The sequence below is a fragment of the Aquamicrobium lusatiense genome, from assembly GCF_014201615.1.
Taxonomy (GTDB): Bacteria; Pseudomonadota; Alphaproteobacteria; order Rhizobiales; family Rhizobiaceae; genus Mesorhizobium; species Mesorhizobium lusatiense.
The window spans coordinates 863,179-885,952 of the sequence record NZ_JACHEU010000001.1; the positions used below are offsets into that span (position 1 = coordinate 863,179).

Below are 22,774 nucleotides of genomic sequence, written 5' to 3' on the forward strand. Positions count from 1 at the left end.
CCCTCAATTCCGTATGCGCGGGTTGATGAGGCCGTAGAGAAGGTCGACGACCAGATTGACCACCATGATGATGGCTGCGATCAACAGCAGTCCGCCCTGGATCACCGCATAGTCGCGCCGCGATACCGAATCGACCATCCATTTGCCGATGCCCGGCCAGGAAAAAATGGTCTCGGTCAGAATGGCGCCTGCCATCAGCACGCCCACCTGCAGGCCGATCGTGGTTATGACGGGGATCATGGCATTGCGCAGCGAGTGAATGCCGATGACGCGGAAGGTCGACAGACCCTTGGCGCGGGCGGTGCGCACATAGTCCTCGCCGAGAACTTCAAGCATGGCCGAACGCGTCTGCCTGGCGATGACGGCCAGCGGAATGGTGCTGAGTACGATGGACGGCAGGATGAGATGGCTGAGTGCCGACTTGAAGGCGCCGCTCTGCCCCGAAAGCAGTGAGTCGATCAGCATGAAGCCGGTGACCGGCGGGAAGAAATACATCAGCGAGATGCGGCCAGACACCGGGGTCCATTGCAGGATGCCGGCAAACAGGATGATGAGCAGCAGGCCCCACCAGAAGATCGGCATGGAATAGCCCACCAGCGCCACGCCCATCACCGACTGGTCGAAGAAGGAACCGCGCTTCGTGGCGGCGATGATGCCGGCCGGAATGCCGATGACCACGGCGATGATGATGGCGCATAAAGACAGTTCCAGCGTGGCCGGGAAGAGCGCGAAGAACTGATCAAGTATCGGTTTCTTGGTGACGATCGACGTGCCGAAATCACCGGTCAGAACCCCGCCGATGTAGTCGAAATACTGAACGACGAGCGGCCGGTCGAAGCCCAGTCTCTGCATCATTTCGGCATGACGCTCCGGCGACATCACGCGCTCGCCGGACAGCAGCGCGACCGGATCGCCAGGCAGCAGCCTGATAAAGGAAAAGGCAATGATCGAGACCCCGATGAAAGTCGGGATCAGGACGGCAAGCCGCCCCAGAAAAAACCGAAGCATGACGAACCTTCGCGTTGTCCTTCGGGAGGAGCAATCTCCAGAGTATTTCCGCTTTTCTTCGAAACGCGGAGATTCCCCACCTCTTTGTTTCTCATAATTCCCAAAAAGCAAAGCCGCGGCGAGCTTTTGCTGAAATCACACTTCTGAAGCCGACGTGATCCTGGAAATCGCGTAACGTACTTTACGGCGTTATGTCCATACATATTCTGCCGGCTGGTAAAAATCGCTAGCTCTGGCAGCTGTCGCGTATGGCAAAGGGCGCCCGCATTGCGGGCGCCCTTCCTGACCGGAAAGCTTTACTCGACGAGGTCGACGCCCTCGAAGGCGAAGTCGCCGAGCGGGCTCTGGTGGAAGCCTTCGACTTCCTTGCGCATCGGCACGACCGACAGCGAGTGGTCGAGCGTGGCCCACGGAGCTTCGCGCTTGAAGACTTCCTGTGCCTGCTCGTAGAGCTTGATGCGCTCGTCCTGATCGGTGGTGGACTTCGCCTTCATGACGAGATCGTTGAACTCTTCATTGCACCACTGGGCGCGGTTGTTGCCACCGACAGCGTCACAGCCAAGCAGGGTGTGCAGGAAGTTGTCCGGGTCGCCATTGTCACCGGTCCAGCCGAGGATCACGGCGCCGTCACGGTCCTTTGCCTTGGAGCGGTCGAGATACTCGGCCCACTCATAGGAGACGATCTCGACCTTGACGCCGATCTTGGCGAAGTCGGACTGCATGAGTTCGGCCGCGCGGCGGGCGTTCAGCATGTAGGGACGCGAAACCGGCATTGCCCAGACCTTCATGGAGAGGTCCTTGACGCCGGCTTCCTCCAGCATCTTCTTGGCCGCTTCGGGATCGTACGCGTCGTCCTTGATGTTGTCGTTGTAGGACCACATGGTCGGCGGGATCGGGTTCTTGGCTTCGGTGGCCGCGCCCTGGAACACGGCGTCGACGATGGCCTTCTTGTTGATGGCCATGTTGAGCGCCTTGCGCACCTCGACCTTGTCGAACGGCGCCTGCGTGGTGTTGTAGGCGAGATAGGCGATGTTGAGGCCTTCCTGCTCCACCACCTTAAGGTTCGGGTCAGCCTTCATGGCCTCGACGTCGGCGGCGTTCGGGAACGGCATCAGGTGGCATTCGCCCGCCTTCAGCTTCTGATAGCGGACCGAGGCATCCGTGGTGATCGCGAAAACGAGATCGTCGATCTTCTGCTGGCCGCCCCAGTAGTCGGGATTGGCCTTGTAGCGGATCACGGCGTCCTGCTGATAGGCGACGAAGCTGTACGGACCGGTGCCGAGCGGCATCTGGTTCATCTGCTCCTTCTTGCCTTCGGCTTCGAGCTTGTCGGAATATTCCTTCGAAACGATCGACATGAACGGCATGGCGAGGTTGGCGAGGAAAGGTGCTTCCGGCTGGTTCAGGATGATCTTGACGGTCTGGTCATCGACCTTCTCGACCGACTTGATCAGCGTCGGGAAGCCCATGCCCTCGGAATATTCCCACGAGGCGCCGGCCACATACTGGTTCCAGGGGTTGTTCTTGTTGAGCTGGCGGTCGAAGGAGAACACCACGTCATCGGCATTGAGGTCACGCGACGGGGTGAAGAAATCGGTGGTCTGGAACTTCACGCCCTGACGAAGCTTGAACGTATATTCAAGGCCGTCGTCGGAAATCTCCCAGCTTTCGGCGAGGCCGGGCTCGGTCTCGGTCGTGCCTGGCTTGAACTCAAGCAGGCGGTTATACACGGTGTGAGCGGCGGCGTCGAAGGTGGTACCAGCAGTATACATGCCGGGATCGAAGCCTTCCGGCGATCCTTCCGAGCAATATACAAACGTTTTTGCGTTGGCGGCTCCACCCATGACGGTTGCAGCCAGCAACGCGGCCGCAATAGTCAGCTTCTTGGTCATTGAGGACTCCCTGATATTTACCCAGGTCGCTGTAATCAGCCTGGCGAAGGCTGCATATAAGCACCGATTTGTCGGCTTTGGAACTCCTTGTCGATCTGCCTCAGCGTCACTTCAATAAAATTTCACAAATTCGCTTGCTGGTGAGATTTTCGATCGGCACTGATCTTGGCGGAGATTTATTGTGACTTGACATCTGTGTTTGGAGGGAGGCTCCGAGCCGGCCGCTATACGTGCCGGATGCAAGATTCGAGCGCCCCTGCCGCTGCGGCACGGCTTGCAAGCGGGATGTTTGTCGCCATAGATAGAAACATGCAGGGTGGGTAAGGTGGCACTTCCATGACGCATGGCGGGGAGAAGAAGTGCCTGCCGGCTGGAAGCGAGCCGGTATGAGACCGCAGTCCCGAAGCTAAAACCAGGGAGGACGCATTGGCCAAGGCAACTACAGGTTCAGCAAAGAGTAAGGCCGTCGCAGGCACAGCCAGTGCCGCGAAGGAGAAGGCTGCAGAAAAGAAGCCGGCGAAGAAGAGCGCTGGCGCGTCTGCCAACAAAGCTGCGCCTGCGGCAGCCAGGCCCGCGGCTGAAAAGCCTGCAACCAGAAGTGCTGCAAAAAAGGCTGTCCCGGCTCCGAAGGCAACGGCGCAGAAAGCACCGTCTTCCGGTGGAAAAGAGCGGCCGAAGCCATGGCTTGCGAGCTATCCCGCCGGCGTCCCGGCAGAAATTGGCCCGCTGACCTCATCTTCGATCGGTGCGTTGCTCGTCGATTCCTGCAATCGCTTTGCCGCCAAGCCGGCGTTCGCCAGCATGGGCAAGACGATTTCCTTCGCCGAGCTGGAAACGCTTTCGGCGAATTTTGCTGCCTATCTTCAGTCGGTCGGTCTTGAAAAGGGAGCCCGCGTCGCGTTGATGATGCCCAATGTCCTTCAATATCCCATCGCCATGATGGCGGTGCTGAGGGCAGGTTACGTCGTCGTCAACGTCAATCCGCTTTATACGGCGCGAGAGCTGGAGCATCAGCTCAACGATTCCGGCGCCGAAGCCATCGTCATTCTGGAGAACTTCGCAACCACCCTTCAGACGGCCATCGGCAAGACCAAGGTGAAGCATGTTATCATCGCCGCCATGGGAGATCTGCTCGGCCTGAAGGGCGTGCTGGTCAATCTGGTCGTGCGACGTGTCAAGAAGATGGTCCCCGACTGGTCGATCCCGGGCCATGTCCGGTTCAACGCCGCGCTGAAAGCGGGTGCAGGCAGGAAGCTGAGGCCGGTCGAGGTCGGGCAGGACGACATCGCCTTCCTGCAATATACGGGCGGGACGACAGGCGTTTCCAAGGGCGCCACCCTGCTGCATCGCAACGTGCTGTCGAATGTGGCGCAGTTGGCGATCTGGGTGGAGGACGCTTACACCGTCAAGCCGAAGCCGGAAAATCTGGTCTTTGTCTGCGCGCTGCCGCTCTATCACATTTTCGCACTGACGGTGAATGCGCTGATGGGCATGGAGCAGGGCGCCCTCAACGTGCTGATTCCCAATCCGCGCGACATTCCCGCATTCGTGAAGGAGCTGCGCGGCCGCCAGTTCAACATTTTCCCCGGCCTGAACACGCTGTTCAATGCGCTTCTCAACAATGAGGAATTCCGCAAGCTGGATTTCAGCTCGCTGGTGCTGTCGATCGGCGGCGGCATGGCCGTGCAGCAGGGGGTTGCCGATCGCTGGAAGGCGCTGACCGGAAATCACATCACCGAGGGGTACGGGCTTTCCGAGACCTCTCCTGTCGCCACCACCAACAAATGCTCGTCGTCCGAGTTCACCGGCACCATCGGTCTGCCCATTCCGTCGACCGAGGTGGCGATCCGCGACGATGATGGCAATGACGTGGCGCTGGGCGAAGTGGGTGAGATCTGCATTCGCGGACCTCAGGTGATGGCCGGTTACTGGAACCGGCCGGAGGAAACCGAGAAGGCCATGACGCCGGACGGCTTCTTCAAGACCGGCGACATGGGGTTCATGAATGCCGAGGGCTTCACCAAGATCGTCGACCGCAAGAAGGACATGATCCTGGTGTCCGGCTTCAACGTCTATCCCAACGAGCTGGAAGAGGTGGTCGCCAACCATCCGGGCGTTCTGGAGGTGGCTGCCGTCGGCGTGCCGGATGAGAAGTCGGGCGAGGTGCCGAAGCTGTTCGTGGTGCGGCGTGACCCCGACCTCACTGCCGAGACGCTGATCGCCTATTGCCGGGAAAACCTCACCGGCTACAAGCGGCCGAAATACATCGAATTCCGCGATGAACTGCCGAAGACTCCGGTTGGCAAGATTCTGAGGCGCGAACTGCGCGATTCCTGATCTGCCTTCCCGGCACCGATAAAAGTCACAAAAGCCCGCGCCTTGCGGGCTTTTGCATTTTCAGGCGACAGTCACGGCCTGAAGCGGGATGTCTATGCCCAGCCTGTCGAGCATGGCTTTGAAGGCGGCGATGCCATAATGCTCGCTTTCGGTCACGAGCCCCATGATGTGCCCGCTGCCACCCTGTTCGGGCGTAAGTGCTGCCACAATGTCCTGTGCCGGATCGATGAACGCGCGGTCGGGACGCGCGGCCGCGAAGAATGACGCCAGCCATGGCAGATGCGTGCTCGACAGCGTCAGCACGTCTGTATCGGGGTGCCGGTCGCGGACTTCTTCCATGAAGGCGCTGACAAGAAGCTGCGTGCCGGCCGGATCGAACAGGAAGGAACCGTTCTCGACCAGCTCGACCATGGGCGAGGCGTTGATGAGGGCGACCTGATCCGGATTGGTCGCGTGCGTCGCTACGAAGTGCGCCAGCATCGGGCTTTCGATCAGCGATTTCACGCCCATTATGCCGACCCGTCCGCTCCGCGTCTGCGAAAGTGCGGCGCCGAGCGGCGGATGCACCCCGAACAGCTTCGGGCCGGGGTCGCGCCGCAATTCGTCCAGCACCATGATCGAGGGGGCGTTGGAGGCGATGACGATGGCGGCAGGTTCGTACCGGCCGAGGAAGGCGATGGTCCGGCGCATGATGGCCAGGAGCTGTTCCCGTCCCTTGCCGCCATAGGGGAAGCTGGCGCGGTCGGCGAAGTAGAGGATATCCTGCTTCGGGAACGCCTTGTGGATTTCCGCCACGATGGCATAGCTGCCGATGCCCGCGTCGAAGACAGCGACCGGTCGATGCAGGCTCATGCGCGTTCTCCCCTCATGGTGACATCCCGGGGGCCGGCTTCGCGAAATTGCTCAGACCGACGCCAGATAGGCCGGCAGGTCGGCGACCGAATCCAGCATCACATCGGCCAGAGGTGAAAGCGATTCGCGCGTGCCGGTGCCGGAAAGAACGCCGATGGCCAGTCCGCAGCCGCCGGCGCGCGCCATGTCGAGATCGTGGCGGTTGTCGCCAACCATGGCCAGTTCGGAAGGCTTCAGGCCGGTCAGGTCGCAGAAGGCGACCACGGTATCGGGCGCCGGCTTGGCATTGGCGACCGCATCGTAGCCATAGGCGGCCTCGAACAGTTGCGCGATGCCGAGCGCCGACAGCGTCTTCTCGCAGCCCATCGTGGAATCATTGGTCGCAACGCCCAGCCGGTAGGATTGCGCATGCAGATCGCCGAGCGCACCGATGATGCCGGGAAGGGCGACCGCCATGGCGGCGCCCTTGTCGGTGGTCATCCGGTTGAAGTGCTCGACCGCATCGAGCTGCTCGCGCCGCGAAAGTTTTGGGAACCACAGCTCGATGATGTCGAGATTGGTGCCGGCCGCAAATACGGAATCCGCCCTGAAGGCATGTGTCTGCGGGTCGAGGCCGGCTGCCACGAGCAGCGTGTCCGCCTTGTCCCTGTCGCCGCCGGATGCCTCCATCGCCATCAGTTCGGCCACCGCCGACCATGTTGCATGGAAGTCGACAAGCGTGCCGTCCTTGTCGAACAGGATTCCCTTGATGGCGGCCAAGTCTCTATCTCTCTTTCAGGTCGAAAATCTGTTTCACCAGACCGGCCGTCGAGGCATCCCTGTCTGCGGCGCTTTCCTTGCCCTCTACGACAGGCAGCAACCGTGTTGCCAGCTCCTTGCCGAGTTCGACCCCCCATTGGTCGAAGGAGTTGATGTTGTAAAGCACCCCTTCGACAAAGACGCGATGTTCGTAAAGCGCAATCAGCCGTCCGAGCGTTGCCGGATCGAGCAGCCTGTAGAGGATGGTGATCGAGGGGCGGTTTCCGGAAAAGACGCGGTGGGGCGCCAGCTTCTCCACCTTTGCCGGGTCCATGCCGCCGGCCAGCATCTGCGTGCGCGCTTCTTCCAGCGTGCGGCCTTTCATCAGCGCCTCGGACTGGGCGAGGCAGTTGGCCAGCAACAGGTCTTGGTGGTACTGCAACTCCGGCTCATGCCCGTTGGCGGCAACGAGGAACTCCACCGGAATGATGTCGGTGCCCTGATGCAGAAGCTGGAAGAAGGCGTGCTGGCCATTGGTGCCGGGCTCGCCCCATACCAGCGGCCCGGTCGGCGTGATGACCGGCGTGCCGTCGAGCGATGTGCTCTTGCCGTTCGATTCCATGTCGAGCTGCTGGAGATAGGCAGGCAGGCGCGACAGGCGCTGATCGTAGGGGATGACGGCACGGGCCGGATAGAGGCACACCACGCGGTGCCACCAGCCGACGAGGCCGAGCAGCGCGGGCAGGTTTTCGGAAAGGGGGGCTGTACGGAAATGCTCATCCATCTCATGCGCGCCGGCCAGCATCTGGCGAAAACGCTGCGGACCGATCGCGATCATCACCGGCAGGCCGATCGCACCCCACACGGAGTAGCGCCCGCCGACCCAGTCCCAGAAGCCGAACACGCGATCCGCTTCGATGCCGAAGGCGGCGACCAGATCGAGCGCCGTCGAGACGGCGGCGAAATGATGACCCACGGCTTTCTCGCCCAGCGCCTGTGCGATCCAGCGCTTCGCCGTCTGCGCATTGGTCATCGTCTCCACCGTGGTGAAGGTCTTGGATGCGACGATGATCAGCGTCGTTTCGGGGTCGAGCCCGGCAAGCGTGTCGTGGATATGAGCGCCGTCGATATTGGAGACGTAATGGGCGCGCGGGCCATCGTGATAAGGCGCCAGCGCCAGCGTCACCATGACGGGGCCGAGATCGGAGCCGCCGATGCCGATATTGACGATGTCGGTGATGGCCTTGCCGGTCGCGCCGCGTGCCTTGCCGCTGCGGATCGCCTCGGCGAAGCTGCTCATCGCGTCCAGAACCGAGGCGACGTCCTTGCCGACCGCCTGCCCGTCTATCGCCGGTCCGGATGCGCCCGGATCGCGCAACGCTGTGTGCAGAACGGCGCGATCTTCCGTGACATTGATATGCGCGCCGTCAAACATAGCGTCGCGCCGCGCTTCCACCCCGCAGGCTTTGGCCAGTTTGCCGAGCAATGCCATGGTGGCGTCATCGACCGCGCATTTCGACCAGTCGAGCAGCATGTCGCCCTGTCTGGCGGAAAAGCGGCTGAAGCGCTGCGGATCGGCCTGAAAGGCAGCGCGCATATCCATGGATACGGACGAGCGCTGCGCGCGAAGATCATCGAGAAACTGGCTGAAGGCGGAACGGTCCACGGACATCTCCGAATGTGGATGCGACAAGGTGGGCGGCCACCCGGATCGGTTCGCGGGGGAATGTAGAGCGTTCCCCCGCCATGGGAAACACCCTCTTTCCCGGTTCCGCCCCGGCATGTCGCCGCATTCCTTATCCCACCATATTTAAATCGATTCAATCGGTGGATTGCCCGTGAAATCGACCTGATCGATCACTGGCATAAATCTATAGGATCAGAATTATTGATTGGCTTAATTGCTTGTGCCAAGCGACACTCCTCTGGTCCACGCAGCCAGAAAAGACTGTCCACCGGGGAGGTGATCATGTCCCAGCGAAACGACACGGCCATCTGGTCGGGCCTTTTCCGTATATCCGCAGAATCGGGGCAAACCCTTCAGGCGCAGATCAGGCAGGCCATCGTCGCAGCCATTCTCGACAGGCAGATCGCCGCCTCCATGCCGTTGCCGTCCTGCCGCATTCTGGCGGAAAAGCTCGGCGTCGCGCGCGGCACCGTGGTGCTGGCCTTCCAGCAGCTCGTCGATCAGGGCTTCCTGATCGCGCGCGAGCGGCGCGGCCATTTCGTCAATCCCGATGTGCTGGCAACGCCGGCCAAGCCGCAGAAGGCGCCCGAGCAGTCGAATGAGATCGACTGGAAGGCGCGCCGCCGCATCGCGGCCTCCGACATGCCGCCGCCGAACAAGCACGAGAACTGGATCAAGTCCTCCTACCCCTTCGTCTATGGGCAGTTCGATCCGGGCCTGTTTCCGACCGCCGAATGGCGCGAATGCAACCGCATGGCGCTGGCGGTGCTGGAAATCCGCAACTGGGCCTCGGACATGGTCGACCGCGACGACCCGCTGCTGATCGAGCAGATCCAGGCGCGCCTGCTGCCGCGCCGGGGCATCTTCGCCAATCCCGATGAGATCATCGTTACGCTGGGCGCGCAGAACGCGCTCTACATGCTGGCCACGCTTTTGATGGGCAAGGGCTCGAAAGTGGCCATGGAGGACCCGGGCTATCCCGATGCGCGCTCCATCTTCCAGCTTTCCGGCGCCGAGACCGTGCCGGTGCCGGTCGACCAGTCGGGCATCGTCACTGACCGCATTCCGACCGATGCCGGTTTCGTGTTCGCCACGCCGAGCCATCACTGTCCGACCATGGTGCCGCTTTCCGAGGCGCGCCGTCAGGACCTGCTCGACCGTGCCGACCGCTACAACCAGATCATCATCGAGGATGGCTATGACAGCCAGCTGATGGACGATGCGCCGCAGCAGGCGCTCAAGAGCAGTGACCGCTCGGGGCGCGTCATCTATGTCGGTTCGATGTCGAAGACGCTGGCACCCGGCCTGCGGCTTGGTTACATCGTCGCTTCGGCGGGGCTGATCGCCGAGCTTCGGGCGCTGCGCCGCTTCATGCTGCGCCACCCGCCGGCCAACAATCAGCGCGCCGTGGCGCTGTTCCTCTCCCTCGGCCATCACGAAGCACTGGTTCGCCGTCTTTCCACCGCCTTCGAAGAGCGCCGCAAGCGCCTGCGGCAGGCCGTTGCCGCCTTCCTGCCGGAATGGCGTTCAAAGCATCCGGGTGCGGGAACGTCGCTGTGGCTGGAGGCGCCGCAAGGCGTCAACGCCTTTGACCTGGCCGCTGCCGCGGCCAGCCGCAGCGTCATCATCGAACCCGGCAACCGCTATTTCGGTTTCGATGAGCAGCCATCGCGCTTCGTACGGCTGGGTATTTCGTCCATTGCCCTGCAGCACATCGAACCGGGCATTCGCGAACTGGCCACAGCAGCCGGTCGCCGGCCGGCCGCTGCCTGAGCCATTGCTTTGCCATCGCCTTCCTTGATTGAGCCAATGCTTTGGCACAGAAGCCGGACACCCATGGCTCATCGCTGGCCTGCATCGGGCGCGCATAATCCTTCCCGGATGCGGTCTTGCAAGCGGGAGACTCGGTGATGAAACAGGCCCTGCCGGAACCGCCGGCTGCCGGTCCCTGCTATCTGCCGCTGAGCGAAGGCGACATCGGGCGCATCCATGAGGCTGTGCTCACCGTTCTGGAAACGGTGGGTTTTGCCGATGCCATCCCCTCCTGCATCGAGGCGCTGACGGGTGCCGGTGCCGTACTGGCGGAGGACGGGCGGATCCGCTTCCCGCGCAGTCTGGTGCGCGATACGATCAGCCGCGCTGCCCGCAACATCACCCTGCATGGGCAGGATCCTCGCCACGACCTGCATCTTGACGGGAACCATGTCCATTTCGGCACGGCCGGCGTCGCCGTCAATCTGGTCGATGCCGCGCAGCGCATCTGGCGCGAAACGCGCTTGCAGGACATTTATGACGCGGCCCGGCTTGTCGAAGGGCTGGACAACATTCATTTCTTCCAGCGCCCCATGGTTGCCCGCGATATCGCCGATCCGCTGGAGCTGGATTTCAACACGCTTTATGCCTGTGTCACCGGCACCACCAAGCATGTCGGCACCTCCTTCACTGTCCGCGAGAACGTGAAGCCGGCGCTTGAGATGCTGCACATGATCGCCGGCGGCGAGGAGAAATTCCGCGCCCGGCCCTTCGTTTCCAGCTCAAGCTGTTTCGTCGTTTCACCGATGAAGTTTGCCGAGGATGCCTGCGGCGTGATGGAGGAATGCGTGCGCGGCGGCCTGCCGATCCTGGTGTTGTCCGTGGGGCAGGCCGGTATCACCGCCCCTGCCGATCTGGCCGGAGCCGTGGTGCAGACGGTGGCCGAGGTGCTGGCGGGACTTGTCTATGTCAATGCCCTGAAGCCCGGCCATCCGGCGATCTTCGCGGCCTGGCCCTTCGCCTCCGATCCGCACACCGGGGCCATGGCCGGCGGGTCGCCGCAGCAGGCGCTGCTTGGGGCCGCTTGCGCCCAGATGGCGCGCTTTTACGATCTTCCTTCGTCGACGGTCGCCGGCATGACCGATGCCGGATTGCCGGACAGTCAGTCGGGCTATGAGAAAGGCATCACCGACATGCTTGCCGCATTGAGCGGTGCGCATCTGGTCTATGAGGCCGCCGGCATGCATGGCTCGCTGCTTGGCTTTTGTCTGGAAAGCCTGATCATCGACAACGACATGCTGGGCCACTGCCTGCAAAGCCGTGTGGGAATGGCGGCTGGCGACGAGCAGTTGTCGGCATCTCTGATCGCGCGGACCTGCCTTGGCGGTCCCGGCCATTATCTGGACAGCGGCAAGGGGCAGTCAGGCTCCGAGCCTGGTCTGGAACGCTGGCAGTTTCGCGAGCGCGAACAGAACGGCCTCAGCGATATCGTCAGCCATGCCGCGGCCGAAAAGAAGCGCCTGCTGGCGGAGCGCTTCCCCCGCCATATCACGCGGGGCATGGACGACCGCCTGCGGGCCCGCTTCGGCGACCTTATTCGCCTGCCGCGTGGGGCGATGGGCGGGTAGGGCCTGTTATCGCCGGATAAGCCCGCAAGCTGGAAAACGGTTACAACAGGCAATCATCCCAGCGAAACGGCAGGTGTGGAGATGACGAGCGATCCTGTCTCAGCCGGTCACTTCGCCGATCGACCACGGCAGGGTCTCGCCGCCGCGAAACACAACGATGTCTTCGTCTTCGATCGGTACGGCGGCAACCGCCACGCTGGGTTTCCTGACCAGCGTTACCGTGCCCTTGTTCGGCTCCAGTCCGTGGAAGCGCGCGCCGTTGAGCGATGCGAAAGCCTCGAAACGGTCCAGCACCCCTTCCTCGTCGAAGACCTGCACATAGGTCTGCAGGGCGGTGACGCCGCCGAACACGCCGGCCGAGCAGCATTCTGCCTGCTTGGCTGAGCGCATGTGCGGGGCGCTGTCGGTGCCGATCATGAAGCAGCTTTCACCGGAGGTGATCGCCTTGCGCAGCGCGAGGCGATGGCTCTCGCGCTTGGCGACCGGCAGGCAGTAGAGATGCGGGCGCAGGCCTCCCTGAAAGATCGAGGTGCGGTTGATGACGAGATGGTGCGGCGTGATCGTGGCGGCCACGCGCGGCGCATGGGCGCGCACGATGTCGACCGTTCCGGAGGTGGTGGCGTGCTCGACAACCACCTTCAGCCCCTGATGCCGCTTCAGCATCGGCAGGAGCGTGCCTTCCATGAACACTTCTTCGCGGTCGAAGATGTCGACGTCCGGATCGGTGGATTCGCCGTGGATCAGAACCGGCATGCCGATCTTCTCCATCCGCTCCAGCACCGGTGAAAGCCCGGCAAGGTCAGAGACGCCGTGGCTGGAATTGGTGGTGGCGCCCGCCGGATAAAGCTTGGCGGCGATCCACACCCTTTCGGCAAAGCCGCGCTCGATCTCGTCGGGATCGGTGCGGTCGGTCAGATAGCAGGTCATCAGCGGCTCGAAAGCGGAGCCTTCGGGACGCGCCGCCAGAATACGTTCGCGATAGGCGAGCGCATCGGCCACCGTCACCACCGGCGGAACCAGATTGGGCATGATGATGCCGCGAGCGAACTGGGCCGCCGTATAGGGCAGAACCGCCTTCAGCATGGCGCCGTCGCGCAGGTGAACATGCCAGTCGTCCGGGCGCGGGATGGAGAGCGTGGGCACGGTGCCGGCCTTCTGATCGGCGCTGGCGTCAAAAAGCGCGTCGATGGACATGGGTACTCCTTCTCACCTGTGATGACGCGCAGATGCGCGCACTCGTCCCTGACACAGCGATATACATGGGGCGGCTTAAAAAGGCAGTCGGCTTGGAGGCATGCGACGAAAAATTACGGTACTAAAAGCGCCCTCAGCTTAGCAGCTGGCTCAGCACCGGCTGCAACTGTTCCGGCGTGATCGGCTTGGCCACCACTGCGTCGAAGAACCCGGACAGCGTAAGTGCGTCCGTGGTGGCGCCAAGACGCGTTGACAAAAGCACAAGCGCGGGCCGCAGGCCGCCTGTGGCGCGCCTCAGCGCGGCAATCACAGGTATAAGGGCATCACAGTCGCTGTTTTCGGAGCCGCCGTCGAGCACGATAATGCCCGGCAACAGAGACCGAAGTGCGCGTGCGGCTGTCTCGGGGGATTCCATGACCGGCTTCAGTCCAAGCCCCTCGACGATCTTGGCGACCACGATCTGGGTGATGCGCGATCTGCCGACGACCATGACTCGGGACAGATCGGCGGGGCCGCCATCGTTCGCAAACTTGCCGCGTCCGAAGCCAGTGCTGCCGTTGTGATCGAAGTACGAGGACAAGTCGACCTACACCGTCTGCTCAATGCAGGGTTGAAACTATCCTCCTTTTGGGTGACCTCATCCCACCTGTCAAGTTAATAGAAAGTGGCACTCCGTGTGCCACCGCCGCAAAAAGGAAAATCGCCTCCGCAGCTGCTGCGGAGGCGACTTCAGGGCAGGGAGCCCGGATGAACCGTGTCCCCACGGTTCGTCCACCACCCCGGCTTACGAGGCATGCGGGGTGGCGGATTGCGTGCGGCTCAGTTGTGAGCCTGGGTGACGATCACCGGGATGAGCAGGTCGCCCCAGTTGCCTTCGCCGCTGTGATGGCGGGCCGAGCGGACCAGTTCGACCGACACGCCGGCCTCGACGGCCTTCATCACGGACTGGTTGAGGCGATGCAGGTCATTGGCCAGCATGCGGATCGCGGACTGCTGGTCGGTGTTCATGGCCGAAGACTGTTCCTCGGCCCTTTCCTTGACTCGGGTGATCGGTGCCATTTTGGTTCTCCCTGGGAATGACGGCTTTCCGGCCGCCGGGTCTGTTATTCCGCAGCCGGGCGGAACTGTTCGGTTTCGGTGGATTCGCCCATGGCGGTGGTCGAAGACTGACCGCCGGTGATGGCGAGCGACACGGCGTCGAAGTAGCCGGTGCCGACCTCGCGCTGGTGCTTGGTCGCGGTGTAGCCATTGGCTTCCGCCGCGAACTCGGCTTCCTGCAGCTCGGAATAGGCCGCCATCTGGCGATCCTTGTAGCCGCGGGCCAGCTCGAACATGCCGTAGTTGAGCTGATGGAAGCCGGCCAGCGTGATGAACTGGAACTTGTAGCCCATGGCGCCCAGTTCACGCTGGAACTTGGCGATGGTGGCGTCGTCCAGGTTCTTCTTCCAGTTGAAGGACGGCGAGCAGTTATAGGCGAGCAGCTTGCCCGGATGCGCCTTGTGCACGGCCTCGGCGAACCTGCGGGCCTGTTCCAGATCCGGCTTGCCGGTCTCCATCCAGATCAGGTCGCAATGCGGCGCGTAGGCAATGGCGCGGGCGATGCACGGCTCGATGCCGTTCTTCACCTGATAGAAGCCTTCGGCGGTGCGGCCGGCATCCTGGTCGACGAAGGGCTGGTCGCGCTCGTCGATGTCGGAGGTGAGCAGCTTGGCGGCTTCGGCGTCGGTGCGGGCGACGATCAGCGTTGGAACGCCCATCACGTCGGCGGCGAGGCGCGCGGCGTTGAGATTGCGGATGTGGGCCGCCGTCGGGATCAGGACCTTGCCGCCCAGATGGCCGCACTTCTTTTCGGAAGCGAGCTGGTCCTCGAAGTGAACGCCGGCCGCGCCTGCCTCTATGAAGGCCTTCATGATCTCGAAGGCGTTGAGCGGACCGCCGAAGCCGGCTTCGGCGTCGGCGACGATCGGCGCGAACCAGGTGTCGACAGAAAGACCCTTGCCTTCCGCCGTCTCGATCTGATCGGCGCGCTGCAGCGTGCGATTGATGCGCTTGGCAAGCTCGGGTGCGGCGTTGGCCGGGTAGAGCGACTGGTCGGGATACATGGCGGATGCCGTGTTGGCGTCGGCAGCGACCTGCCAGCCCGACAGATAGATGGCCTTCAGGCCGGCGCGGACCATCTGCATGGCCTGATTGCCCGACAGCGCGCCCAGCGCGTTGACGAAGTCTTCCTCATGGATGAGCTTCCACAGGCGGTTGGCGCCGTTCTCGGCCAGCGTGTACTTGATCTGCACCGAGCCGCGCAGCCGCTTCACGTCTTCCGGGGAGTAGGGACGCTCGATGCCTTCGAAACGGCCTTCCGGCGCGGACGGGACGAGGTTGTAAAAATCGGTCATTTACAGCTCCAGCAGTTCGGTTGTGAAAGTCTCCGGCATTCGCCTCGCCATCGGGATTGGCGTCTGCCTCTGCGACTTGATTTACATTGCGGTGCGGTAAAGGCGAGAAAAACCGGGATTTTCGGCTGAAAATAAAGGAAAACCTGTGTTGCGTTTGACAGATTGCGGTTGTAAATTTGTCAAAATTGTAAAAAGCAACAAACGAGAAATTCCCGGCTGCTTTTGTAAAATCGTGTAAAATGCTGTCGCCATGGCTGAACAGAAGATCTTTGCGGGCCCCCGCATCCGCCGCATCCGCAACGCCAAGGGCCTGACCCAGACGGCGATGGCCGAGGGGCTGGGCATCTCGCCCTCCTACCTCAACCTGATCGAGCGCAACCAGCGTCCGCTCACCGTGCAGCTCATCCTGCGGCTGGCTTCCGTCTACAAGGTCGAGCCGGATGAGTTGCAGGCGCAGGCCGGCGGGTCGATCGCGGCCTTGCGGGAAATGTTCGCCGATCCGCTGCTTTCGGGCGAACTGCCGGGCGAGCAGGAACTGGTCGAGGTGGCGGAGGCCGCGCCCAATGCGGCGGCGGCGATGATCAAGCTCTACCGCGCCTATCGCGAGCAGGCCGAACGCCTGTCGGACCTCAACGAGCTGCTGGCGCGCGAAGGGCGGGGCACCGCGCTTTCCGGCGCGCGCCTGCCGATGGACGAGGTGCACGAGGTGTTTGAGCGGCGGCCGAACCATTATCCCGCGCTGGAGGAGGAGGCCGAAGCCTTCATTCGCGTGCTGGAGCCGGGCGACGATCTCCATGGTGCGCTGAAAGCCTGGCTGAAGCGCGAATATGGCATCACCGTGCGCGTGCTGCCAGTCGCGACCATGCCCAACTGGCGTCGCCGCTATGACAGGCATTCGCAGCGCCTGTTCCTGTCGGAGCGGCTGTCCCCTTTCGATCAGTTGCGTGAACTGGCGATGGAAGCCTGCCTGATGCGCATGTCCGTGGCCATCGCGGCGGAGATCGCCGCGCTGAAGCTGTCGAGCGACGAGGCGCGGCGGCTGGCCCGCTTCGAGCTTGGCCGCTACGCCGCACATGCGCTGATGATGCCCTATGCCGCCTTTCTCGCCGCCGCCCAGCGCGCCCGCTACGATGTGGATGTGCTGCGCTCGCGCTTTTCCGTGTCGTTCGAGCAGGCCGCCAACCGGCTCACCATGCTGCAGCGGCAGGGCAGCGCCGGCGTGCCCTTCTTCATGCTGGAGGTGGACAATGCCGGCCATCCCTTCCGCAAGGCGGGCAGCGCCGGCTTTCCGCACAGCCGTTTCGGCGGTGGCTGTCCCAAGCTCGCCGTACATGCAGCCTTTACCCAGCCGGGGCAGATTTTCGTGGAAGCGGTGGAAATGCCGGACGGGGCGGAATTCCTCACCATGGCCCGCACGCTGGAAGGGCCGCAGGGCGCCTTCAACGAGCGGCCGCGCCGCACCGCGCTGCTGCTTGCCTGCGACATCGCCTACAAGGACGAGGTCGTCTATGGCGCTGCACTGCCGGGTACGATGTCAGGTTCGGGTGCAATCACACAGGTTGGCCCGGCGTGCCGGCTGTGCGAGCGGCCGGGCTGCCTGTCGCGTGCAGCGCCGCCAGTGACGCGCCCGCTCGGTCTCGACGAGATGGTGACGGGTCTGAGCGCCTTCGATTTCCAGTAGGAACTGGTCCTGAGGCCAATGGTTCGGTGCAGTCTGGACCTTCTTCGGCACGGCTTTGTGCATTAGCTGTGTTCCCGACTACAGCGCGGCGCTTGGGAGGGTAGCATGGCTGAGGTTGCATCGTCCAATGCCGTTGCTGCAGCGCCGGCGCGTACCTCGCGATATGGCGCCGCACTGGTCTTTCTGTCGGCCCTGTTGTGGAGCCTTGGTGGCGCGATTGCCCGTTATATCGATGCTGCCGATCCGTGGGCGGTGATCTTCTGGCGATCGCTGTGGGCGACGGCCTTCCTCATCGCCTACATGCTCTGGCGCGACGGCTGGCGTGGCACCGTGCGGATGTTTCGCGATATGGGGCTGCCGGGGCTGGCCGTGGCCGCCTGCTTTGCCACGGCATCGATCTGCTTCGTGGTGGCTCTTTCCTACACCACCGTTGCCAACATCCTGCTGATACAGGCCGGCGTTCCGCTGATCGCGGCGCTGTTTGCGTGGATCGCACTGCGTGAGGCCGTATCCGGCGGTACATGGGTCGCGATCTTCTTCGTCATCGTCGGGGTCGGCGTGATGGTGTCGGAAACGCTGGGCGGATCGGTTTCGCCGATCGGCGACGGGCTGGCGCTGGCCATCACCTGTGCGCTGGCCACCGCCACCGTCATCACCCGTCGTTTCTCCAATGTGCGCATGACGCCGGCGACCTGCCTCGGAACCGTCTTCGCTGCCCTCATCGCGCTCACGCAGGCCTCTTCGCTTGCCGTGTCGGCGCACGACATGGCCTTCCTGTTCGCTTTTGGCGTCATCAACCTTGGCCTCGGCCTTGCCTGCTTCGCCACCGGGGCGCGCCTGATTCCTGCCGCCATGGCGGCATTGCTCGGCACCTTCGAGACCATACTGGGTCCGGTCTGTGTCTGGCTGGCCCATGCGGAAGTACCGTCGGGGCGCACGCTGATCGGTGGGGCCATCGTGTTCGCCGCGCTGCTCGTGCATATCGCGCGCGAATTCCGGCGTCATTCCCAGCCGCCCCGGCCGGGCGTCAGCGGTCTGCCGGCCCCCAATTGAGCCTGCCCCAGCGTCAGCACAGGACCATTGACAAAGCCTGCGTGCCACAGGCAGGCTGGGCCAAAGGCAACAATGAGACAGGCCGATCTTGCCAGAACGGGTTTTTCCGCAGAACCGGCAAACTTCGCACAAACGTCATCGTGCGCACGCCGAATGTCGCTTGTTGATCCTGAGAAAGCTCAATAGATTGAAATACATGTCCGGCTGAACCGCCTGAGCGCGGGCCGGAAGGGGAATACTTGGGAAGGGAGTATCTTATGCAGCGCAAATCAGCCGTGCTTCTGGCGACCACAATGCTTGCGACAGGCTTCGCCTTCGCGGCTGCGGCGCAGGAGCGTGTCGTCAATGTCTACAACTGGTCCGATTACATCGATTCCTCGATCATTGACGATTTCACCAAGGAAACAGGCATCAAGGTCGTCTACGATGTCTATGATTCCAACGAAATTCTGGAGACCAAGCTTCTGGCCGGCGGCAGCGGCTATGATGTGGTCGTGCCGACCAGCAGCTTCCTTGCCCGCCAGATAGAGGCTGGCGTTTATCAGAAGCTCGACAAGTCGAAGCTGCCCAACCTCGCCAACATGTGGGATGAGGTGAGCAAGCGCATGGAGATATTCGATCCCGGCAACGAATATTCGGTCAACTACATGTGGGGCACCATCGGCATCGGCTTCAACGTCGACAAGGTCAAGGCGGCGCTGGGCACCGACGAGATCGACAGCTGGAAAACCGTGTTCGATCCCGAAGTGGCGGCCAAGCTCAAGGATTGTGGCATCAACTTCCTCGATTCGCCGACCGACATGATCCCGGTGACGCTGGCATATCTCGGCCTCAATCCCGACAGCCATGAGCCCGAAGACATCGCCAAGGCCGAGGAAGCCCTGCTCAAGGTCCGCCCCTTCGTGCGCAAGTTCCATTCGTCCGAATTCATCAACGGCCTCGCCAATGGCGACATCTGCGTGGCGGTCGGCTGGTCGGGCGACATCTTCCAGGCACGCGACCGGGCCGAGGAAGCCGACAACGGCGTCACGGTGGATTACGTGATCCCCAAGGAAGGCACGCAGATGTGGTTCGACCAGATGGCGATCCCGGCCGATGCGCCGCACCCGGCTGAGGCGCATGAGTTCCTGAACTACATGATGAAGCCGGAAGTCATCGCGAAGTCCTCCAATTACGTGATATACGCCAACGGCAACAAGGCCTCGAAGGAGTTCCTCGACGAGGAAGTGCGCAACGACCCCGCCGTTTATCCGCCGGATGATGTGATGGCCAAGCTGTTCGTCAACACGCCACTCGATTCCAGGACGCAGCGCCTTTTCACCCGCACATGGACCAAGGTGGTGACAGGTCAGTAATTGAGGAAGCCCCGGCTCGCGCCGGGGCTTTCTTCCGTTCAGTTGCAGGGCAGTGCCGGAACACGGAAGAAAAGGGTCCGGACGACCCACTCAAGCATGTCGCCCGAAAGTGGGAACCGGTTTCGGGCGACATGCGTCAAAACAACAACTGAAAGCGTAAGGAGCGAATCTGAAAGATCGCGACACGCTTTCGGGAAAACGGTCTGCCGCGCGGCGGGGGAGAGGCAAGCATGAAGTCACTGGGCAGCATCCGCCGGGATTTCGCGCCGTGGAGCGATCCGCAGGCGAAGCCCTATATCAGGTTCGAGAACGTCACCAAGCGCTTCGGCGACTTCACCGCCGTCAACAACCTGTCGCTGTCCATCTATGAGCGCGAGTTCTTCGCCCTGCTGGGTGCTTCCGGTTGTGGCAAGTCCACGCTTCTGCGCATGCTGGCCGGGTTCGAGGAACCCACTTCCGGGAAAATTCTGCTCGACGGACAGGATCTGCGCGGTATCCCGCCCTACCGGCGGCCGGTCAACATGATGTTCCAGTCCTATGCGCTGTTCCCGCATATGAGCGTGGAGAAGAACATCGCCTTCGGCCTGAAGCAGGAAGGCATGCCGAAGGCCGACATCGACAGGCGCGTGGCCGAGATGCTGAAGCTGGTCAAGCTGGAGCGCTTCGCCAGCCGCAAACCCCACCAACTCTCCGGCGGCCAGCGGCAGCGCGTGGCGCTGGCCCGCTCGGTCGCCAAGCGCCCGAAAGTGCTGCTGCTCGACGAGCCGCTTGGCGCGCTCGACAAGAAGCTGCGCGAGGAAACCCAGTTCGAGCTGATGGACCTGCAGCAGGAGCTTGGGCTGACCTTCGTGGTCGTCACCCACGATCAGGAAGAGGCCATGACCATGGCCGACCGCATCGCCATCATGGACAAGGGCGAGGTCATGCAGGTGGCGACGCCGGCCGAGATCTACGAGGCGCCCAATTCGCGCTTCGTCGCCGGCTTCGTCGGCAACGTCAACCTGTTTGAGGGCAATGTCGCCGAGCGCGCCGACAACACGGTGCGCATTACCGGCGGGACCGGCGCGCAGATAACGGTCGAGAATGTGGGCGATGCGGCGAAGGGCAATGACGTCGCCTTCGCCATCCGCCCGGAAAAGATCAGGATTTCGTCGCGCCGGCCGGAAAATGCAGTGAACGTTCTGGAGGGGGAAGTCTATGACATCGCCTATCTTGGCGACATGACGACCTACTATGTGAAGCTCGATGACGGCCAGATCGTGCGGGCTTCCATTCTGAACGCGGCGCGCATCATGGACGATCCGCTCACCTGGAGCGACCGCGCCTGGATCTCCTTCCGGCCCGATGCCGGCGTGGTGCTGACGAGCTAGGAGGCGGTCATGTCCAACCTTGCCGCTTCCGCCCCCATTGCCGCCGCTGCGCAAAAACCCTTTCTGAACCGCCTCGCATCCGGCATTACCAGCCGGCTCGTGATCATCGTGCCCTATGCGTGGCTGCTGTTTTTCTTCCTCGTTCCCTTCGTGATCGTCTTCAAGATTTCGCTGTCGCAGAGCGCCATTTCGATGCCGCCCTACGCGCCGTCCATCGATTTCAGTGAAGGGATTGCGGGCCTGTGGGCCGCCCTGAAGGAACTCAGCTTCGACAATTATGTCTGGCTGACGGAGGATCCGCTCTACTTCAACGCCTATATTTCCAGCGTGATGATTGCCGGCGTGTCCACGCTGCTGACGCTGCTGGTCGGCTATCCGATCGCCTATGGCATGGCGCGCGCACCGGCTTCGTTGCGTCCCACGCTGCTCATGCTGGTCATCCTGCCGTTCTGGACCTCGTTCCTGATCCGCGTTTACGCCTGGATCGGCATTCTCAAGCCCGAAGGCCTGCTCAACCAGTTCCTGATGGGCATCGGCGTCATTTCCACGCCGCTGGTCATCATGAACACCTACACCGCGATCTATATCGGCATCGTCTATTCCTACCTGCCCTTCATGGTGCTGCCGCTCTACTCGTCGCTGGAGAAGATGGACAACTCGCTGATCGAGGCCGCACAGGATCTCGGCTGCCCGCCGATCAGCGCCTTCTGGAAGATCACCTTCCCGCTGTCGCTGCCGGGCGTCATCGCCGGCTGCCTGCTGGTGTTCATCCCGGCCGTCGGCGAATTCGTCATCCCCGACCTGCTCGGCGGCTCGCAGACGCTGATGATCGGCCGCACGCTGTGGAACGAGTTCTTCGCCAACCGCGACTGGCCGGTGGCCTCGGCGGTGGCCATCATCCTGCTTCTGGTGCTGGTCATCCCGATCGTCCTCTTCCAGCACGCGCAGGCCCGCGCCCAGGAACAGGATCGCTGACATGAACGCCACCTGGAGCCGCTTCAACATCGTCTCGATCGTGCTGGGCTTTGCCTTTCTCTATCTGCCGATCGTGCTTCTCGTCGTCTTCTCCTTCAACGCATCGCGCCTCGTCACCGTCTGGGGCGGGTTCTCGACGCAATGGTATGTGTCGCTGTTCCGCAATCAGGGCCTGATGGATGCCGCTTGGGTGACGATCCGCGTGGCGCTGGTCTCGGCCTCGGTCGCCACCGTGCTCGGCACCATGGCGGCACTCGTGCTGACCCGCTACACGCGCTTCCGGGGCAGGGTGCTGTTCACCGGCATGGTGTTCGCGCCGCTGGTCATGCCGGAAGTCATCACCGGCCTGTCGCTGCTGCTCCTGTTCGTGGCCATCGGCCTCGATCGCGGTTTTCTCACCGTCACGCTCGCCCACATCACCTTTTCCATGTGCTTCGTGGCGGTGGTGGTGCAGTCGCGGCTGATCTCGTTCGACCGGTCGCTGGAAGAGGCGGCGATGGATCTCGGCGCGCCGCCGGTGAAAACCTTTTTCCAGATCACCCTGCCGGTGATCGCACCCGCCATCATCTCGGGCTGGATGCTGGCCTTCACCCTGTCGCTTGACGATCTGGTCATCGCCAGCTTCGCCTCCGGACCGGGTGCGACGACGCTGCCGATGAAGATCTACAGCCAGGTGCGGCTTGGCGTGACGCCGGAAATCAACGCGGCCTGCACCATTCTGATCGCCATCGTCTCGGTGGGCGTGATCGCCGCCTCCATCGTCAACAAGCGCCGCGAGGTGCAGCGCCGGCGTGACGAGCAGGCGGCCATGCGGCTCGACTGAGCGGACCTGAAAAGAAACGGGCGCCGGATTTTTTTT

The 22,774-nt window shown here is 62.6% G+C and carries 18 protein-coding genes; 9 read left to right on the forward strand and 9 right to left on the reverse strand.

What is annotated here, in order from left to right; translation table 11 throughout:
- Positions 1–3: 3 nt before the first annotated feature.
- Positions 4–1,008, reverse strand: coding sequence for an ABC transporter permease subunit (locus HNR59_RS04200; RefSeq protein ID WP_183826392.1), 1,005 nt, complete (start codon positions 1,006–1,008; stop codon positions 4–6).
- A gap of 296 nt (positions 1,009–1,304) precedes the next feature.
- Complete coding sequence (locus HNR59_RS04205) at positions 1,305–2,900, reverse strand: ABC transporter substrate-binding protein (RefSeq protein ID WP_183826395.1); 1,596 nt, start codon at positions 2,898–2,900, stop codon at positions 1,305–1,307.
- Between the two features lie 426 nt (positions 2,901–3,326).
- On the opposite strand from HNR59_RS04205, the gene HNR59_RS04210 reads away from it, so the two are divergent.
- A complete protein-coding gene (locus HNR59_RS04210; RefSeq protein WP_183826397.1) occupies positions 3,327–5,237 on the forward strand; it encodes a long-chain-fatty-acid--CoA ligase in 1,911 nt (636 codons plus the stop codon).
- Between the two features lie 60 nt (positions 5,238–5,297).
- Here the strand turns inward: HNR59_RS04210 and HNR59_RS04215 are convergent, their stop codons facing one another.
- From HNR59_RS04215 to pgi, 3 genes are read right to left on the reverse strand one after another with little or no spacing between them, the layout of a single operon-like run.
- Positions 5,298–6,089, reverse strand: coding sequence for a glutamate racemase (locus HNR59_RS04215; protein ID WP_183826400.1), 792 nt, complete (start codon positions 6,087–6,089; stop codon positions 5,298–5,300).
- A 51-nt stretch (positions 6,090–6,140) separates the two neighbouring features.
- A complete protein-coding gene (locus HNR59_RS04220; RefSeq protein ID WP_183826403.1) occupies positions 6,141–6,848 on the reverse strand; it encodes an HAD family hydrolase in 708 nt (235 codons plus the stop codon).
- A 4-nt stretch (positions 6,849–6,852) separates the two neighbouring features.
- Positions 6,853–8,493 (reverse strand): glucose-6-phosphate isomerase, encoded by a 1,641-nt coding sequence (gene pgi / locus HNR59_RS04225; protein ID WP_183826406.1) that lies wholly within the window; start codon positions 8,491–8,493, stop codon positions 6,853–6,855.
- Between the two features lie 303 nt (positions 8,494–8,796).
- On the opposite strand from pgi, the gene pdxR reads away from it, so the two are divergent.
- Positions 8,797–10,287 carry a MocR-like pyridoxine biosynthesis transcription factor PdxR gene (gene pdxR, locus HNR59_RS04230; RefSeq protein ID WP_183826409.1) on the forward strand — a complete coding sequence of 497 codons (1,491 nt, stop codon included), beginning with the start codon at positions 8,797–8,799 and terminating at the stop codon, positions 10,285–10,287.
- 137 nt (positions 10,288–10,424) lie between these two features.
- Positions 10,425–11,894 (forward strand): trimethylamine methyltransferase family protein, encoded by a 1,470-nt coding sequence (locus HNR59_RS04235; RefSeq protein WP_183826413.1) that lies wholly within the window; start codon positions 10,425–10,427, stop codon positions 11,892–11,894.
- Between the two features lie 99 nt (positions 11,895–11,993).
- Here the strand turns inward: HNR59_RS04235 and pyrC are convergent, their stop codons facing one another.
- The 4 genes from pyrC to aceA all read right to left on the reverse strand — a co-directional run bounded on the left by pyrC (position 11,994) and on the right by aceA (position 15,481).
- On the reverse strand, positions 11,994–13,088 hold the full coding sequence (gene pyrC / locus HNR59_RS04240; protein ID WP_183826416.1) for a dihydroorotase: 1,095 nt from the start codon (positions 13,086–13,088) through the stop codon (positions 11,994–11,996).
- Between the two features lie 133 nt (positions 13,089–13,221).
- The gene (locus HNR59_RS04245; protein WP_246374488.1) at positions 13,222–13,668 is read right to left on the reverse strand and encodes an ANTAR domain-containing protein; all 447 of its coding nucleotides are present in this window, start codon (positions 13,666–13,668) and stop codon (positions 13,222–13,224) included.
- Positions 13,669–13,907: 239 nt separating this feature from the next.
- Positions 13,908–14,147, reverse strand: coding sequence for an SMc00767 family acetate metabolism repressor (locus HNR59_RS04250; protein WP_183826419.1), 240 nt, complete (start codon positions 14,145–14,147; stop codon positions 13,908–13,910).
- 44 nt (positions 14,148–14,191) lie between these two features.
- Positions 14,192–15,481 (reverse strand): isocitrate lyase, encoded by a 1,290-nt coding sequence (gene aceA, locus HNR59_RS04255; protein WP_183826422.1) that lies wholly within the window; start codon positions 15,479–15,481, stop codon positions 14,192–14,194.
- A gap of 250 nt (positions 15,482–15,731) precedes the next feature.
- Here aceA and HNR59_RS04260 point away from each other — a divergent pair, with 250 nt between their 5' ends.
- The 6 genes from HNR59_RS04260 to HNR59_RS04285 all read left to right on the forward strand — a co-directional run bounded on the left by HNR59_RS04260 (position 15,732) and on the right by HNR59_RS04285 (position 22,738).
- Complete coding sequence (locus tag HNR59_RS04260) at positions 15,732–17,162, forward strand: helix-turn-helix domain-containing protein (protein WP_183826424.1); 1,431 nt, start codon at positions 15,732–15,734, stop codon at positions 17,160–17,162.
- A 105-nt stretch (positions 17,163–17,267) separates the two neighbouring features.
- On the forward strand, positions 17,268–18,215 hold the full coding sequence (locus tag HNR59_RS04265) for a DMT family transporter (protein ID WP_183826427.1): 948 nt from the start codon (positions 17,268–17,270) through the stop codon (positions 18,213–18,215).
- A 293-nt stretch (positions 18,216–18,508) separates the two neighbouring features.
- The gene (locus HNR59_RS04270) at positions 18,509–19,570 is read left to right on the forward strand and encodes a polyamine ABC transporter substrate-binding protein (RefSeq protein WP_246374610.1); all 1,062 of its coding nucleotides are present in this window, start codon (positions 18,509–18,511) and stop codon (positions 19,568–19,570) included.
- A 230-nt stretch (positions 19,571–19,800) separates the two neighbouring features.
- Complete coding sequence (locus tag HNR59_RS04275) at positions 19,801–20,940, forward strand: ABC transporter ATP-binding protein (protein WP_183826433.1); 1,140 nt, start codon at positions 19,801–19,803, stop codon at positions 20,938–20,940.
- Positions 20,941–20,949: 9 nt separating this feature from the next.
- Positions 20,950–21,915, forward strand: a complete 966-nt coding sequence (locus HNR59_RS04280; protein WP_183826436.1) for an ABC transporter permease subunit — start codon at positions 20,950–20,952, stop codon at positions 21,913–21,915.
- A 1-nt stretch (position 21,916) separates the two neighbouring features.
- Positions 21,917–22,738 carry an ABC transporter permease gene (locus HNR59_RS04285; RefSeq protein ID WP_183826439.1) on the forward strand — a complete coding sequence of 274 codons (822 nt, stop codon included), beginning with the start codon at positions 21,917–21,919 and terminating at the stop codon, positions 22,736–22,738.
- Positions 22,739–22,774 lie beyond the last annotated feature (36 nt).